The organism is Pseudomonas sp. SG-MS2 (assembly GCF_009933855.1).
Classification (GTDB): Bacteria; Pseudomonadota; Gammaproteobacteria; order Pseudomonadales; family Pseudomonadaceae; genus Aquipseudomonas; species Aquipseudomonas putida_E.
Genome location: NZ_MOMO01000074.1, coordinates 57,514 through 72,976, shown reverse-complemented (window position 1 = coordinate 72,976; position 15,463 = coordinate 57,514). Strand labels below are relative to the sequence as shown.

At 65.1% G+C, this 15,463-nt stretch carries 16 protein-coding genes; 6 read left to right on the top strand and 10 right to left on the bottom strand.

What is annotated here, in order from left to right; translation table 11 throughout:
* A partial coding sequence (locus BLX42_RS06285; RefSeq protein ID WP_161871391.1) for a shikimate dehydrogenase occupies nucleotides 1–526 on the bottom strand: 526 nt, incomplete at its 3' end.
* 176 nt (nucleotides 527–702) lie between these two features.
* On the opposite strand from BLX42_RS06285, the gene BLX42_RS06280 reads away from it, so the two are divergent.
* Nucleotides 703–1,473, top strand: a complete 771-nt coding sequence (locus BLX42_RS06280; protein WP_119688774.1) for an IclR family transcriptional regulator — start codon at nucleotides 703–705, stop codon at nucleotides 1,471–1,473.
* A gap of 69 nt (nucleotides 1,474–1,542) precedes the next feature.
* Here the strand turns inward: BLX42_RS06280 and BLX42_RS06275 are convergent, their stop codons facing one another.
* The 3 genes from BLX42_RS06275 to BLX42_RS06265 form a co-directional block, all read right to left on the bottom strand.
* On the bottom strand, nucleotides 1,543–1,740 hold the full coding sequence (locus tag BLX42_RS06275; protein ID WP_161871390.1) for a TIGR02450 family Trp-rich protein: 198 nt from the start codon (nucleotides 1,738–1,740) through the stop codon (nucleotides 1,543–1,545).
* 212 nt (nucleotides 1,741–1,952) lie between these two features.
* Nucleotides 1,953–2,132 (bottom strand): CsbD family protein, encoded by a 180-nt coding sequence (locus tag BLX42_RS06270; protein ID WP_012314045.1) that lies wholly within the window; start codon nucleotides 2,130–2,132, stop codon nucleotides 1,953–1,955.
* A 73-nt stretch (nucleotides 2,133–2,205) separates the two neighbouring features.
* Complete coding sequence (locus tag BLX42_RS06265) at nucleotides 2,206–3,192, bottom strand: hypothetical protein (protein WP_039601269.1); 987 nt, start codon at nucleotides 3,190–3,192, stop codon at nucleotides 2,206–2,208.
* A 195-nt stretch (nucleotides 3,193–3,387) separates the two neighbouring features.
* On the opposite strand from BLX42_RS06265, the gene BLX42_RS06260 reads away from it, so the two are divergent.
* Complete coding sequence (locus BLX42_RS06260) at nucleotides 3,388–4,863, top strand: PAS domain S-box protein (RefSeq protein WP_161871389.1); 1,476 nt, start codon at nucleotides 3,388–3,390, stop codon at nucleotides 4,861–4,863.
* A 98-nt stretch (nucleotides 4,864–4,961) separates the two neighbouring features.
* On the opposite strand, the gene BLX42_RS06255 is transcribed toward BLX42_RS06260, so the two are convergent.
* Nucleotides 4,962–5,210, bottom strand: coding sequence for a CsbD family protein (locus BLX42_RS06255; RefSeq protein ID WP_012314048.1), 249 nt, complete (start codon nucleotides 5,208–5,210; stop codon nucleotides 4,962–4,964).
* 138 nt (nucleotides 5,211–5,348) lie between these two features.
* Here BLX42_RS06255 and BLX42_RS06250 point away from each other — a divergent pair, with 138 nt between their 5' ends.
* Nucleotides 5,349–6,890 (top strand): gamma-glutamyltransferase family protein, encoded by a 1,542-nt coding sequence (locus BLX42_RS06250; RefSeq protein ID WP_256345745.1) that lies wholly within the window; start codon nucleotides 5,349–5,351, stop codon nucleotides 6,888–6,890.
* Nucleotides 6,891–6,964: 74 nt separating this feature from the next.
* Nucleotides 6,965–7,660 (top strand): GntR family transcriptional regulator, encoded by a 696-nt coding sequence (locus tag BLX42_RS06245; protein ID WP_039601266.1) that lies wholly within the window; start codon nucleotides 6,965–6,967, stop codon nucleotides 7,658–7,660.
* Here the strand turns inward: BLX42_RS06245 and BLX42_RS06240 are convergent.
* From BLX42_RS06240 to BLX42_RS06225, 4 genes are read right to left on the bottom strand one after another with little or no spacing between them, the layout of a single operon-like run.
* Nucleotides 7,629–8,876: an amidohydrolase family protein gene (locus BLX42_RS06240; protein WP_161871388.1), complete on the bottom strand. Its 1,248-nt coding sequence runs from the start codon at nucleotides 8,874–8,876 to the stop codon at nucleotides 7,629–7,631. The genes BLX42_RS06245 and BLX42_RS06240 overlap by 32 nt on opposite strands.
* Nucleotides 8,873–11,359 carry an ATP-binding cassette domain-containing protein gene (locus BLX42_RS06235; RefSeq protein WP_161871387.1) on the bottom strand — a complete coding sequence of 829 codons (2,487 nt, stop codon included), beginning with the start codon at nucleotides 11,357–11,359 and terminating at the stop codon, nucleotides 8,873–8,875. The genes BLX42_RS06240 and BLX42_RS06235 overlap by 4 nt, the downstream gene beginning before the upstream one ends.
* Complete coding sequence (locus tag BLX42_RS06230; protein ID WP_012314053.1) at nucleotides 11,356–12,225, bottom strand: branched-chain amino acid ABC transporter permease; 870 nt, start codon at nucleotides 12,223–12,225, stop codon at nucleotides 11,356–11,358. Before BLX42_RS06230 ends, BLX42_RS06235 begins: the two co-directional genes overlap by 4 nt.
* Nucleotides 12,226–12,240: 15 nt before the next feature.
* The gene (locus BLX42_RS06225) at nucleotides 12,241–13,413 is read right to left on the bottom strand and encodes an ABC transporter substrate-binding protein (protein WP_161871386.1); all 1,173 of its coding nucleotides are present in this window, start codon (nucleotides 13,411–13,413) and stop codon (nucleotides 12,241–12,243) included.
* A 183-nt stretch (nucleotides 13,414–13,596) separates the two neighbouring features.
* Between BLX42_RS06225 and BLX42_RS06220 the strand changes: the two genes are divergently transcribed.
* On the top strand, nucleotides 13,597–13,995 hold the full coding sequence (locus tag BLX42_RS06220; RefSeq protein ID WP_046785557.1) for a nuclear transport factor 2 family protein: 399 nt from the start codon (nucleotides 13,597–13,599) through the stop codon (nucleotides 13,993–13,995).
* Between the two features lie 102 nt (nucleotides 13,996–14,097).
* The gene (locus tag BLX42_RS06215; RefSeq protein WP_161871385.1) at nucleotides 14,098–15,027 is read left to right on the top strand and encodes a LysR family transcriptional regulator; all 930 of its coding nucleotides are present in this window, start codon (nucleotides 14,098–14,100) and stop codon (nucleotides 15,025–15,027) included.
* Here BLX42_RS06215 and BLX42_RS06210 read toward each other — a convergent pair.
* The gene (locus BLX42_RS06210; protein WP_046785555.1) at nucleotides 15,018–15,461 is read right to left on the bottom strand and encodes a heme-binding protein; all 444 of its coding nucleotides are present in this window, start codon (nucleotides 15,459–15,461) and stop codon (nucleotides 15,018–15,020) included. The genes BLX42_RS06215 and BLX42_RS06210 overlap by 10 nt on opposite strands.
* Between the last annotated feature and the right edge of the window lie 2 nt (nucleotides 15,462–15,463).

The following is a 15,463-nucleotide window of genomic DNA, read 5'->3' as shown; positions in this document are numbered from 1 at the left end:
CGCCAGGGAAGGCCTTGCCCAGCAGCGCGGCAAGTGCTGCGGCGCGAGACGTTTCCGGGTCGCTGAGGGTGACCTGGGCAACCCCGGCCTCACCCAGTGCGTAGGCGATGGCACTGCCGACCCCGCCGCACCCAATGACCAGCACTCGCTTGCCCGCAGGGTTGAAGCCGTGCTTGCGTGCTGCGCCCAAAAAACCTGCGCCGTCTACGTTGTCGCCATACAGGCGGCCATCGTTTTCGCGCCGTACCACGTTCACCGAGCCCAGGGCTGTTGCACGTTCGCTCAGGCCGTCCAGGCGGGTGGCAAATGCCTGCTTGTAGGGCACGGTCACCACGCAACCGCGCAGGTTGCGCCAGCCGCGCAGGGTGTCGACAAAAGCGTCCAGCGCGGCGTGCTGCAAGTCGATGGGCAGCATGGCCAGGTCAAGGCCATTGTTGCTGAACCAGGTGTTGAAGTTTTCAGGCGATTTCACCTGGGCGATGGGCGAACCGACGATGGCGACCAGCGCTGTCGAACCTTTGATCATGGTGACTTCCGTTAGGGGTGTTGTTATGGAAGTCAGGGTGATGCGGCGGCGACGTTGTCACAATGCGCTTGCCAACGGTTTGATGCGATAATCGCATCGATAAGCCGATATTCGCAGTATAGGCGCTGTTCAGCACTGCTCAGCGGCACGTTTTTCCCCACTCACGGGTGCACCGCATGGACAAACCCCAGACTCACCCCCGCGACCTGATTGCCGGTTTACAGAAAGGCCTGGCGCTCATGCAGCTGTTCAACGCCGAGCAGCCGCGCCTGACCGTGCCCCAGGCCGCCAGGCAAGCAGGCCTTACGCCCAGCGCAGCGCGCCGTTTTCTGCTGACCCTGGTGCATGAAGGCTTCGCCGAAACCGACAACCGCCACTACTGGCTGACCCCCAAGGCCCTGCGTATCGGCCAGGCCTATGTGGACTCGGCACAGTTGCCACGCATGCTGCGCCCGATCGTCGAGCAAGTGGCGCGCCAGACCCAGGAGCATGTCTCGGTGGGCACACGCGACGATGATGAAATCATCCACCTGGTGCGCAGCCGCTACAGCCACATCGCATCACTGTCGATACGGCCCGGCTCGCGGGTACCGATGTACTGCACTGCCGGGGGGCGAGTCTGGCTAGCGGCCCTGGACCAAGCGCAGCGCGATGACTACTTCGCCCGCAACCCGCTACACCCTCTGACGCCCTACACCCAGACCGACAGGGCGCTGCTGGACGCGACGTTGCAGCAGGTGAGCGAGCAGGGCTACTGCATCGTCGATCAGGAGTTCGAAGTCGGCATGCGCGTAATCGGCGTGCCGTTACTGGACCGGGCGGGGCAGCTCAAGGCGACACTGACCATCACTACCCATGCATCGCGGCTGAGCATGGATGAGATACGGCTGCGTTACCTGCCACCGCTCTATGAGGCGCAGGCCTTGCTGAAGCCGGTGTTTGGCTGAGCGCGGAGCGTGTGTTGAGCGCGATCGGGGCGGCGGCGGATCAGACCGTTTTCACTGCCAGCCCATCAGCTAAACCTCGGGGTCACGCAGTACCCGCCAGTCCAGCCACTGGCTGCGCTTGCTGTGCACCGCTTCCAGTTCCACACGCAGCACATGCCCCTCTTCATCCAGTTCCAGGTCGGTCACCAGAAAGTGCTTTTCGCGGTTCTCAGGGTGTCGCGCTGTCCATTTCGAGAGTTTCAATTTGCCAGGGTTGAAGCGGTTCATCATTGCTCCTTGGGCGAGAGTGCGGCCTGCATGCTGATCGTTATACAAGCAGACAAGTAGCTGATGATACTTGCACGCAAAGCATTTGGTCGGTCGATCGTTGTCGCATGCGGTGCTCGTTTAATGGCTCGGCCGCTGGCCGAGAACGGTATGCCGCCAAATAGCAAACGGCCGCCCTCAGGCGACCGTTTGTAAAGGCTCAAGCGCAATCATCAGTCCTTGCTGACCGCGTCCTTGACATCAGCGACTACCTGCTGAGCTTCGCCTTTTTTCTCCTGCACCTTGCCTTTGACCTCCAGCTCCGTGTTGCCAGTGGCTTTGCCTACGGCTTGTTTGACCTTGCCGACGGCTTCGTTGGCCAAGCCTTTTACTTTGTCCGAAGTGCTGCTCATGGTTGTTCTCCTTCAACAGACATCAGTGAAACGTGGGTTGGGTGAAGCGTACATACAGCGTTTGCGTTGCGACTCACACCGTGGCGACGCGCGTCTTGCGAGACGTCAGCGCGAAGCGGCCTACGCCAAAACTCAAGGCGGCACCGATCAGCAGGGTTACCAAGGTGCCCCAGGCGGCTTTCGATACGTTGCTGGCGGCTACCTGGGCGGCTTCGCGAGCCTGTTGCTCGGCCTGCTCTTTGAGCACTTTCACTTGCTCGGCGGCCTGTTGGTAGGCACGGGCGTAGTTATCGACCACCTGCTGGGCCTCCTGCTGGCTCTTGCCGGTGCGCGCAGCGACGATGTTGACCAACGCTTGCTTGTCTGCCGCGCTCAGGGCAGGTTCACCGGCCTTGCGCACCCGCTCGAACCACTGCTTGAGCTGGTCGACGGCCTGGGTCGGGTCCTCGGCCGCGACGCGCCCTGCCGACTCTCCCTGAGCCTGGGCCTGATCGGCCTGCTGCTCCAGGGACGAAGGGGCCAGTTCAGCCTTGCCGGACTGCGCCAAGGTTTTGTTCAACTCCGCTTCCAGGTTGTCCCAGTCCAGCGAGATGCCATTCTTGTTCAGTTGCTCCTTGATGCCCTGGCTCACACTGGGTGCGGCGGCGGCGACACCGTCGGCTGCCAGCGACAGGCCTTTGCCAGCGATATTGCCGGCAGTGCCAACCACGGTGCCGGCCAACGAAGCCAGCAACCAGGTAGCCAGCAGGGTGGTCACCGTCCAGCTCAACAGGCCATGCAGGCCGCCGCGGGTGGGCGCGGTACGCCCGGCGACCCAGGCACCGGCTGCGACCGAGAGCAGGGTGCTGATGAACAGCCACACCCCAGCGCCGGTCCCAAAGCCCTGCAGCGGATTGCCGTCGGCCATCGGGTTCATGGCTCCGGCGCCAATGGCCGTGCCCAGTACGCTGAGTACCAGGTAGCTGGCCAGGGCGATGGCGCCGCCTGCAAACACGGCGCTCCACGATACCCGTAGCGGGCTGACAGCGTTGGTTGGGGTGGTCACATACGATTCAGTCATCTATGCATCCTCGTGGGTAAGTTCCGGCAGCACCGGCAACACAGGCCAGGTGCAACGTCAGGGCCAGTTTGCAGGTCACATGCAAGGCTGTATTGGCGCATCCGCACCTGATCGATTAGTGCATTCGCACCAACCCTGGCCCGCCTGCAGCGTTTAAGCTCCAGGCCATGCAGAACTACCGATTGGAGACACTCTATGAGCGACGCCGTGCTTGCCCGCGAGACCAACCGCCGCCAGCTTCAGCAAATCATCGCCGGGCTGTCCGATGGTGTGATCCTGCTGGAGGTCGACCAATCCATCATCTGGGCCAACGAAGCGGCTTTGCGCATGCACGGGGTCGACAGCCTGGAGCAACTGGGCAGCAACGCTGAGGGTTATCGCGAACGCTTTGCCCTGCGCTACCGCAACAATCACCCCCTTGAAGCCGAGCAGTACCCTATCGCCCGTGTGGCCGCGGGGGAGGTGTTCAGCGACGTGATGGTAGAGGTGTTGGCTGTTGGCGACGACGAAGCGCGCAGCCGCGTGCACCGTGTGCGCAGCATGGTGCTGGAAGACAGCAAGGGCGAGGCCGAATCGCTGGTGCTGATCCTGGCCGATGCCACCGAGTGGGCCAGCGCCGAGCAGCGCTTCGAAAAAACCTTCAATGCCAACCCGGCCCCTGCAGTCATCTGCAGGCTCAGCGACCTGCGCTTCATCAAGGTCAACCAGGGCTTTCTGGAAATGACCGGCCATATGCGGGAGAACGTCATTGGCCGTTCGGTCTACGAAGTGGATGTGCTGGAAAACGCCGAACGCAAGGAGTTGGCTATCGAACGCCTGATGGAAGGGGCGACCATTCCGCAGATGCAGGCTGAACTGCGCTTGCCCGATGGCGGCAGCAAACTGGTGATCGTTGCCGGGCAACCGCTGGACATGCATGAAGAAGATTGCATGCTGTTTTCATTCACCGACCTGGAGCCCCGGCGCAAGGCGGAAAATGCCCTGCGCCAGAGTGAGGAGCGCTTTGCCAAGGCCTTTCGCCTGAGCCCTGTGCCCACCCTGTTGTGCAGCGCCGACAGGCAGCAACTGATCGATGCCAATGAAGCCTTTCTGGACACCTTGGGTTACGCCGCCCAGGAGCTGATAGGCAAGACAGTGGTCGAAATCGACTTCATGGATGATCGGCGTGTGGCTACCCAGGTGTTCGATGCGCTGGAAAAGACCGGGCGCATCGAAGGGCTGGACCTTAAGCTGCGAAAAAAAGGCAATGACCGGCTCGACTGTGTGCTGCAGGCGGACACCGTCAGCTTGCAGGACACCCCGTGCTACCTGTTGGTACTGATGGACATTACCGAGCGCAAGCGTTCTGAGCTGGAGTTGGTCGAGGCGATAGAAACGGTGATGCAGGATGCGTCCTGGTTCAGCCAGACCTTGATCGAGAAACTGGCCAATGCCAAGCGCATCAACACCGGGCGTTTACCAGACGCATCGTTTACCGACCTGACCCGGCGCGAGCGCGATGTGCTGGCGCTGATCTGTGAAGGCCTTGCCGACAAGGAAATCGCAACGCGGCTTAACCTGGCGCTCAATACCGTGCGCAATCATGTGGCAACGGTGTACTCCAAGCTCGATGTTCACAGCCGCAGTGAAGCCATTGTCTGGGCGCGCGAGCGACGGCTGTTCACCCATTGATTCGCCTCGATACAGTCTGCTATCGCGCTTGCCGAAGCTGCTGCTTGATGCCAAAGGGCTTCAGATGCCTCGAAGCCCTTGGAACAACCTTTTGCTTATCAGCGACGCAGCAGGCGGCTCACCACCAGGGTGAGGGCGGCGCCAATCGCCAGGGCGGTGATGGGCTTCTCTTTTACGAAAGTGGAGACGTTGTTCAATGCGTCACCATAGGTTTTGGTCAGTTGGCCTGCGACCTGGCGGCCATCACCCTCTGCCTCCAGGGCCGGGTCCTCGAACAGCCGGCCCACTGCGCTCTGCGCCTTGCCAGCGACCTTCTGTGCAACACCTTCAACTTGTTCGCTTTTCATAGTGATCAAACCTTCCTAGTGAGTGGCAATGGGAACGCACAAGGTTAGGGAGCAGGGGGTGGGGATTAGTTCAAAGCGGTTTTGGCAAATGGGAACGATCCTTGCTGATTGCTAGCAATATCAGAAAAGGAGCTAGCAATGAACGAGTCCCTGGTCGCCCATTCCCGCGGTGGCGTGCTGTGCACCCCGCACCCCTTGGCAAGCGCGGCGGGCCTGGAGGTGCTCGACGGCGGGGGGAGCGCAATCGATGCAATGCTCACCGCCAGTGCCGTGCTGGCGGCGGTGTACCCACACATGACGGGCCTTGGCGGTGATGCACTGTGGTTGCTCCATGACGACCAGGTACGCACCATCATCGGGATCGGCCAGGCCGGGATGCGCTTGCCTGCAGCAGGCGCGATCAGCCTGCGCGGGCCTGGCTCCGTCGGGACCACGGCCGGGGCCATGGCCAGTTGGGCGCAGGCCAAGGCAATCAGCGAGCAGTGGGGGTCGCGGCTGGGCTGGGCCGACCTGCTGACTGGCGCCGCAGGATTGGCCCGTGACGGGGTAGAGGTATCGCCCTCGCAACTGTTCTGGCAAGGGCAGCGCGCCAGCCTGATCAAGACACTGCCCAGCCTGCAGCCATTGTGCACGCCCCAAGGTGGCCGTCTGCGCCAACCCGCGCTGGCCAACAGCCTGGAGCACCTGGCGCGGCGTGGCCCAGGCGACTTCTATCACGGGGAACTGGCAGAAGCCTTTGGTGTGGCGTTCGACGCGCTGGGTTGCGGCCTGACCGTCGAAGACCTGCGCGCCACCCGGGCCTGCCTGGCGGCGCCGATCTCCATCCGCTATCGCAACGGCCGGCTGTACAACGTCGCGCCACCCACCCAAGGCCTGTACACGCTGCGCGCCATGGCTGCCCTGCAGGCTGTGAACCTGGGCGAAAACGGCACGCCGCGCTACTACCACCTGCTGGTCGAAGCCATCAAGCAGGGCCTGCTGCAGCGCAACGCTCAACTGCATGACCCGCTCGCCAGCGGCTGGGACTTCGAGCACGCGCTTGCTCAGCCTGCCGCGACCCTTGACGAGCAGCGGGCGACGCCCTGGGGCGAGCCCGGGCAACCTGCCGACACTGTGTGGATGGCCGCCACCGACCGCGCCGGGCGCAGCGCCTGCCTGATCCAAAGCCTGTTCCATGATTTCGGTTCCGGTTGCATATTGGGCGATACCGGCATCCTCTGGCACAACCGTGCGGCAGGTTTCAGCCCCCAGCCGGGGCACCGCAATGCCTGGGCGCCCGGCAAGCGGCCGGCGCACACACTCAACCCGTCGGCCTACCTGGCCGATGATGGGCGTCGCTGGTTCTTCGGCACGCAAGGGGGTGACGGCCAACCCCAGACGCAGATGGTGCTTGCCACCCAGTTGATCGACTATCAGCAGCCTGCCGAGGCGGCGTTGCGTGCACCGCGCTTTCTGCTTGGGCGCAGCTTCTTCGACAGTGCCGACAACCTCAAACTGGAGGCCGATATCGGCGAATCGGTGGTACAGGGGCTGGTCGACCGGGGCCATCAGGTCGAGACCACGCCTGCGCTCAGCCCGTTGATGGGCCTGGCCGGCGTGATCGCCATCGGCCCTGACGGCCAGCGCACTGCTGCCTACGACCCGCGCAGCCAGGGCAGCGCCCTTGGCCAGCAGGACTGAACCGCGCCGATTGCCGCAATGCCTGGCCCGGCGGATAATGCCGGCCCAATGCGTTTGAGGGTTTCGAGGTCTCGATGAAAGGCAAGACGGTCAGCAGCAAGCAACAAGAAGTCCAGCGCATCGCCGAGATGCTCGCCAAGGCCATTGCCCAGCATCGTCTACGCCCCGGCGTGCGGCTGGTCGAGGCGCACATCGTCGAGACCCTGCAGGCCAACCGCAACCACGTGCAGGCTGCGCTGCAACGCCTGGCCATGCAGCGCATCGTCGACATCGAGCCCAACCGCGGTGCCACCGTGGCCCAGCCCAGTGCCCGCGAAGCACGGGAAATCTTCGCCGCACGCCGCGCCGTGGAGCGGGCGATCGTCGAGGCCATCACCCCGGCCCATGTCGCCGAGCATCAGGTGCGCATCGAACAGCACATGCACAACGAGCGCGCAGCCACTGCCAGCACCGATCGCCGCGCCATCGTCCGCGAACTCAGCGAGTTTCACCTGTTGCTGGGGGAGGTGAGCGGCAACCAGGTGCTGGCCGACATCCTCGGCAACCTGATGGTGCGCAGCTCGCTGATCGTCGCCCTTTACCAGCGTGGTGACAGCCCGCCCTGTGCCTCGGACGAGCACCAGGCGATCATCGATGCGTTGCGCGCCGGCAATACCCAGGCGGCCGTGGACGAAATGATCGCGCACCTGGACGAACTCGAGGGCCAGTTGGCCCTCGAGGATGTAGCTGCGCCTGAGGTCAACCTGCGTCAGGCACTGTCAGGGCTGTGAGCTGTGCCGGGAACAGCTCGGCGGGTGGCCGGCTGAAGGTCTGCCGGCCCTGTTTGAAACCCATCAGCGGCGCGGCGATACGGCCGATCACCTCGGCCGGCGAGGGGGCGTCGAACACCACGAAGTCGGCTCGGCAACCCGGCTCCAGGCCATAGTCGGCAAGGCGCAGCAGGCGCGCCGACTGCCTTGAGATCCAGCCCAGGCACAGCAGCAGTTCCTGTGGCGTGCCCAGTTGAGCGACGTTGGCGTACAGGTTGGCCTGACGCACCAGGGAGGCATCGCCGTAGGGCGTGAAGGGGTTGCCGATGTTGTTGCTCGACAACGAACAGGTCACCCCGCACTGATGCAACTGCGTCAGCGGTGCCAGCCCCCGGGGCTTGTCATGGAAGCGGTCACGGCCGGTGAGGAACAGGTCGGTGGCCGGCAGGCAGGTGACCTGCACGCCGGCTTCGGCCAAGGCGTGGCCCATACGCATCAGTTCGGCCTGCGGCAGTGCCGAGAGCTTGGTCACATGGCCAACGGTGACCCGGCCCTGCCAGCCATGCTGGTGGGTGCAGCGGATCACCTCGCCCAGGGTCATGCCGGCGACCTGCAGGTCGAAGTCCAGGTGCAGGTCCAGGTCGCGATCGTAGGCCACCGCCAGTTCGAACAGCCGGCGGATCTGTGCAGGCGGGTCGGCGTCGGTGTAAGGGCAGCCGCCCAGCACTTCGGCGCCTTCGTCCAGGGCCTGGCACAACAGTGCTTCGGTCCCGGGGTTGTCGAGCATGCCTTCCTGCGGAAACACGCAGATCTCCAAGGTCACGGCCCAGGCGTAATCAGCCTGCAGCCTGCGGATGGCGCGCAGGCCGGTCAGGCCGATGCCGGGGTCGATCTCGACATGGGTACGCATGTGCGTGGTGCCTTGCACGATGGCTTGCTCCAGCACTGCCGCGCCGCGCGCGTACACATCGGCCTCGGTGAAATCGGCTTTGGCCAGGCGGGTCTGGGCGATGGCTTCGGCCAGCGTGCCTTCGCGCAGCTGGCAGCGCGAAAGGATGCAGGCCTTGTCCAGGTGGATATGGGTTTCGATCAGGCCGGGCAACACCAGCCGGCCGCCGAGGTCGAGTTTGGGCGCCGGCCGGCTCAGCCGGGCCACGAACCGGCCGTCTTCGATCAGCAGGCGGCTCAGTGCCGGGCCGTCGCCCAGGCGCACATTGATCAGTTCCAGGTGGCTCATGCGGCGGCTCCTGTGCCCAGGTAGGCGGCTTCCAGTTGTGGGTCGCCGCGCAGGTGCTCGGCGCTGCCCTGTTTGACGATACGGCCTGTTTCCAGCACGTAGGCACGGTCGGCCACCTGCAGTGCCAGGTTGGCCATCTGATCGACCAGCAGTAACGTCACCCCTTCGTCGCGCAGGGCGGCGAGGGCGTCGTACAGCTCGCCGATCATCGCCGGGGAGAGGCCCAGGGACGGTTCGTCGAGCAGCAGGATGCGCGGTTTGGCCATCAGCCCGCGGCCGATCGCGACCATCTGCTGCTCACCGCCCGAGAGCAGCCCGGCCGGGCTGTCGATACGCTCGCGCAGGCGGGGGAAGCGTTTGAGGATCGCGGCAATCTCGGCGTCGGCATCGACGGCATCCTGGCGCACATTGGCCCCCAGCAGCAGGTTCTCACGCACGCTCAACTGGCCGAACAGCTGCCGGCCTTCAGGGACCAGGGCCAGGCCAAGGCGGGCGATCTGGCTGGCATCCAGGCTTTCGATGCTGCGGTTGTCCAGCACGATGCTGCCGCCACGCTGCCTGTGCAGGCCGGCAAGGGCCTGCAGGATGCTCGATTTGCCGGCGCCATTGGCGCCCAGAATGGCGATCAGCTCGCCCGGGTTGACCACCAGGTCGACGCCTTCGACCACTGGCGCCGCGCCATAGTCGATGCACAGGTCGCGCACGTGCAGCACGGCATCACGCGAGCCTGCCCAGGCCTGCGCGCGCGGCTGGGCCTGGTACTCGGTGCCACCCAGGTACGCGGCAATCACCCGTGGGTCAGCGCGCACCTGTTCAGGTGTGCCCCAGGCGATCGGTTTGCCGGCGTCGAGCACCAGTAGCCTTTGCGACACTGCCATCACCAGCGGCATGTCGTGCTCGACCAGGATGATCGCCAGGTTGAAGGCGGCCAGGCGTTGCAGCAGCGTGGCCAGGCGGTCGGTATCCTGCCGGCCGAGGCCGGCGGCAGGCTCGTCGAGCAGCAGCACCTGCGGCCGGCTGGCCAGGGCCCGGGCGATCTCGACCAGGCGGCGGTCGACGTGGGGCAGGTCATCGGCGACGACGTGCAGGTTGCCGCGGTAGCCGACCAGCGCCAGCAACTCAATGGCCATGGCTTTGCGTGTGGCCTGCTGGCATGGCCAGGGCCGCTCGATGGCCCCTTGCTGGAAGGCCAGCAGCAGGTTTTCAAGCACGCTCAGCTCACCGAACAGTTGGGTGGTCTGGTACGTACGGGCGATACCGGCGCGGGCGATGCGCCAGGCCGGCTGCCCGGCCAGCTCCCCGCCCAGCTGGATCGAGCCGGTGTCGGTGCGGTAGAAACCACTGATCAGGTTGAGCACCGTGGATTTGCCCGCACCATTGGGCCCGATCAGGCTGGTGATGCTGCCAGGTACAGCCTGCAGGCTGACCTGCTGCGCGGCCTGCACACCGCCGAAACGGATGCCGATGCCCTCGACCTTCAGCCCATGCTGCGCACCACCGGCGAAGAACCCCTGCAGCGCTGCCGTGTCGGGCTGTGCCGTGACTGGCTCGTGTCGCGGCCGCCAGAAGCGCTTGGCCAGGCTGCCCAGCACACCGCGTGGTGCAGCCCACAGTACCGCCAGCAGCAGAACCGAAAATGCCAGCAAGCGGTACTCGGCAAAGTCGGCCAGCAATTCGGGCAGCAGCACGATCACCAGTGCACCGAGCACTGGCCCGAACAGCATGCCGGCGCCACCGACGATCACCGCCAGGACGAACAGGATCGACTGCGAGAACGGGAACGCCGCGGGGTTGATGAACATCAGCACCGGCGCTACCAGTGCCCCGGCCGCCCCCGCCAGGCCTGCCGACAGGGCAAAGGCCAGGGTCCGCGTCTGCACCGGGTTGACCCCCAGTGAACGCGCGGCAATTTCCGAAGCCTTCACCGCACGCATAGCCAGGCCCCAGCCGCTGCGTTGCAGGCTCCAGTAGAAGACCAGCGCAGCCAGCATCAGCAGCACCGAAGCCAGTGCCAGCAGTAGCGCCGGGTCCAGCGTGCCGAGTTCAGGCAGCGGGATGCCCATCAGGCCATTGGCCCCTCCGGTGACGCTGCGCCACTCGATCAGACCGTTGTGCACCACCAGCGCAAAGGCAATGGTGATCATCGCAAGGTAAGGCCCGCTGACCCGTAGCGCCGGGATCGCCAGCAAGCCACCCAGCACCGCGCAGCCGAGGCCGGCCAGGGGCAGGGCGGCCGAAAGCGGCAGGCCGGCCAGCGTCAGCAGTGCTGACAGGTAGGCACCGATGGCATAGAAGGCGATGTGCCCGAAGGACATCTGCCCGGACAGACCGATCAGGATGTTCAGGCCCACGCCGACGGTGACCGCCAGCGCGTACAAGGTCAGGATCAACAGCCAGTAGCTGTCCAGGCCCAGTGCCAGGCCAAGGCAGGCGACCCCGAACAGGGCCAGGCCGAGGGGGGCGAGTCGCTCGCGCATGGTCATACCTTTACCCAGAGTTTGCGGCCGAACAGGCCATCAGGACGTGCCGCGAGCACCACGATCACCAGTGCAAAGCACAGCAATTGCGTGAACGCAGAGCCGAAATACAACGTGACCACCGCTTCGAGCAGGCCAAACAGCAGGCCTGCGGCAAACACCCCACCGGCACTGGCGATGCCGCCCAGGATGGCCACGGCAAAAGCCTTCAGACCGAACAGCGTGCCCATGTCCGCGTGCACGCTGTACAGCGGTGCGATCAGCAGGCCCGCCAGCGCCGCGAACACGGTCGACAGGGCAAAGGCCGCCGCCACCACGCGGTTCACTTCGATGCCCATCAACCGCGCTGCCCGTGGGTTCTGCACGCAGGCTTCCAGGCGCAAGCCCAGTTGCGTGCGTCTGCGCACCCAGTAAAGCGTGGCCGCCACCGCCGCGCCGGCCAGCGGGATGGCCAGCTGCACGGCATTCAGGCTGCTGTCGCCCAGGTCCAGGCGCAGGCTGGTCAGGGCGCTGCCGAACTGCCGCGGCTCCTTGCCGAAGGTGAACATCGCCAGGTTGTCCAGCAGCAGCCCGCCCGCCACCGTCGCCATCAGCCAGGCGTCCGAGCCACGGGCATGGAACGGCCGCACCAGAAAGCGCTCGATGGCCAGGCCCAGCACCGCGCACAGCACCAGGGTAGTGGGCAGTGCCAGCCACAGCGGCCAGCCCCAGGTCACCGCCAGGCTGTAGCCCAGCACGGCGCCGACCATCATCGCGCTGCCCTGGGCAAAGTTGACCGTGCGCGACACGGCATAGGTGAGGTGAAAGCCCAAAGCCAGCAGCGCATACATGCTGCCCAGGCCCAGGCCGCTGACCAGTGCGGTGGTGATCATGTCGAGGGCCTCCGCTCAGGGCGTCACGGGCACGATGGTGTCGCCATCGAAGCGGCTGAAAATGTAGTCGTCAGGGCCCAGGGCATCGTGGCGGTCAACGCTGAACGGCTGCTGGTAGTGCTTGATCAGCCCGTCGTAGTCGCTGATGGCATAGAAGCCGTCACGCACCTTCGTGCCTTGGGTGTCCTGGGCCTTGTCGATCGCCAGGCCCACCAGGTGCATGGCGTCGTAGGCGTTGGCGATGCCCACGGCCGGGGTTACGTCGGCCAGGGTCTTGACCTGTGGGTAGCGCTGCTTGAGTGCGGCCAGCAAGGCATCGCCGCGGGCGCTGTTGTGGGCGCTGAAGACAAAGGTCTGGATGAAGTGCACGCGCCCGGCGTCTGGCCCGGCCAGCTCGCCAAAGCGGCCGCCGGCCGGGCCCCAGTGCGACACCACCGGCACGTTCCAGCCCATCTGCTGAAGCGACTTGACCACCTGCGCCGACGGGCCGACGTTGCCGACCAGCAGCAGGGTGTCGACACCTGCCCTTTTCAGGCGGATGAGTTGCGGCACCATATCCAGGTCGCTGTCTTCAAAGCGCTCGGCCGGTGCCTGGGCCATGTCGCGGCGGGCGAGGGCCGCGTTGAGCCCTGCCAGGTTCGACTCGCCCCAAGGATTGTTGGCCAGGATCAGACCCGGTCGTTTCATGCCCTGGCGCAGGCCATAGGCGACCAGCGCTTCATCCACCTGTTCATCCACCGCCGACACGCGGAACACGTAGTTGTCCTTCGCGCCGTTCTCGGTGATCTTGGTGCCTGCCGCCCAGATGCCCATGAACGGCGTTTTCAGTTGGTTGGCCAACGGCACGATGGCCAGCGACACCGGGGTGTCGAGGCCGCCGAACAGCACGCTGACCTTCTCCCGCTGGATCAGCTCGCGCGCCGCCAGCATGCCCTTGGCCGGGTTGCTTTCGTCATCGCGGCGCACCAGCTCCACCGGGCGGCCCAGCAGCCCGCCTTTGGCATTGATTTCGTCGATGGCCAGGGTGAGGCCCCGGGTAAGGGCCTCGCCTGACTTGGCCGACTGCCCCGACAACGCGGCCACCAGGCCCACCTTGATCGGTTCGGCAGCCTGTACCCAGCCTGTGCAGCAGGCCAGGGAAAAGGCTGCGCAGGGCAGCCAGCGACGTAGCAAGGAACGGCTGAACATGGTTCGAACTCCTGATTGCTAGCAATTTATAAAAATGTGCTAGCAAAACAGGTGCCATTTGGAAAATACTTCGGGCACCCCGTGTTTTGGGGCTTGCGCCTTGGCTTCAGCGCCCTCGCGTGCACTGCATCAAGGCATCGTTCGGGGCCGACGCCCCGTTCTGGACACCCTCGGAGACTTGCAATGACCGAAAGCAACAGCGCCGTACAGATCGTGCGCGACTTCCTCGCCGCCTCCATGGCCCCCGACCCGGTGCGCGCCGCCACGTTCATGAGCGACGACGTGCGCATCACCTTTACCGGCGGCCGCGCGATGCCCACCCCGACCGACATCACCGCGTTCAATGGCGCGCGTTACACCTGGGTGAAAAAGCAGCTGGGGCAGTTCGACTGGTGCGAGCGCGAGGACCACACCGTGGTGTATTCCAATGGCACGCTGTACGGGCAGTGGCCGGATGGCCGCAGCTTTTCCGGCAACCGTTACCTGGACCGCTTCGAAGTGAAGGCGGGCAAGATCGTGCGCATGGATGTGTGGAACGACAGCGCGGAGTGGATGCTGGTGCCGGAGATTGGCAAGGCCTGAACGCGGCTACTGCTGTGATGCAGCCCGATGTATCGCGCAGGGCGATACCTGGTAGTGCGAAAACCGCATCGTGAGCGCACCCCTGTCGGGTATAAGTTGCCCATGCGCTATCGACGTCTTGATCTCAACCTGCTGGTCGCCCTGGATGTGTTGCTCGAAGAGTGCAGCGTCAGCCGGGCGGCACAGCGCCTCAACCTTGGCCAGTCTGCCACCAGCGCTGCGCTGGGGCGCCTGCGCGAACATTTTCAGGACCCCCTGCTGATACCGCTCGGGCGCGGCCTTGAGCCCAGTGCCTTGGCGCGGCAGCTGGCACCCAGAGTGCGAAAGGCACTAAGCCTGGTCGGGGAGGTGGTGCAGACGTCCCTGGACTTCGACCCCGGCCGCTGTGAGCGACGCTTTACCCTGGTGGCGTCGGACTATGTGGCGGCCACTGTCATGCCTGCGCTCAGCCGTGTACTGGCGCGCCTGGCGCCCGGCATATCGCTGACGGTTCGCGACCTGCCGCTGTCGCGTGACGGTGACGTGGTTGCCGAGGCACTGGACTATCGCCGCAGCGACCTGGTGGTCGTGCCCCAGCGGCGCATCAACCCGCGCTACCCCCACTCAGTGTTGCTCGAGGATGAGCTGTGCTGCGTTGTTTGCGCGCATGCAGTGGCTTACCAGGCGGGCCTTGGCCTGGCTGAGTTCTGTGCAGCCGCGCATGTCGTGCGCGAGTTCACCGATGGCCAGAACCTCTCGCTCGACACCCAGCACTTGCGTGAAATCGGCATCGAGCGGCGTGTGGCCGTGGCGGTGCAGAGTTTCGCGCTGATGGGCGACTTCGTCGCCGGTACGCCGCGCATCGCTACGTTGTTTCGGCGCCAGGCCCAAGGGCTGGCGCGTCGTCATCAGCTACGGGTACTGCCATCGCCCATCGCCTTCCCGGTGGCTGTGCAAGTGGTGCAATGGCACCCGCAACAAGCATCCGACCCGGCCCTGAGCTGGCTGCGACAGGTGCTGACCGAGCAGGCGGCCGGGGTAGATCACGCCTGAAGGTCGCCCGTGTCACCGACCAGGCCGAACTCTTCGATGGCCAGCAAGGCGCAACGCTCATCGTTGTCCGAGGTGTCACCGCTGACGCCGATTGCCCCCAGCAGGCGCCCCTCGGTGTCGCGCAGCAGAACACCGCCGGGTACTGGGATCACGTGGCCTTGGGTCAGGCTGTTGATCGCGTCGAAGAATGCTGGCATCACCTGAGCGCGCCTTGCCAGCTCCCGGCCACCGAAGCCCATACCCAGGCAGCCGCTGGCTTTTGCGGTGGCGATCTGTGGGCGCAAGGCGCTGGCCTGCTCATCGCGCAACAGCGCCAGCGGGTGGCCTGCAGCATCGAGCACGGCGGCTGCCAAAGGCCGCACGCCCAAGGCCCGGGCGTGTCGCAGCGTAGACGCGGCAAGCCGCGCGGCGGTTTCGAAATCGAGTGTCTGCATGG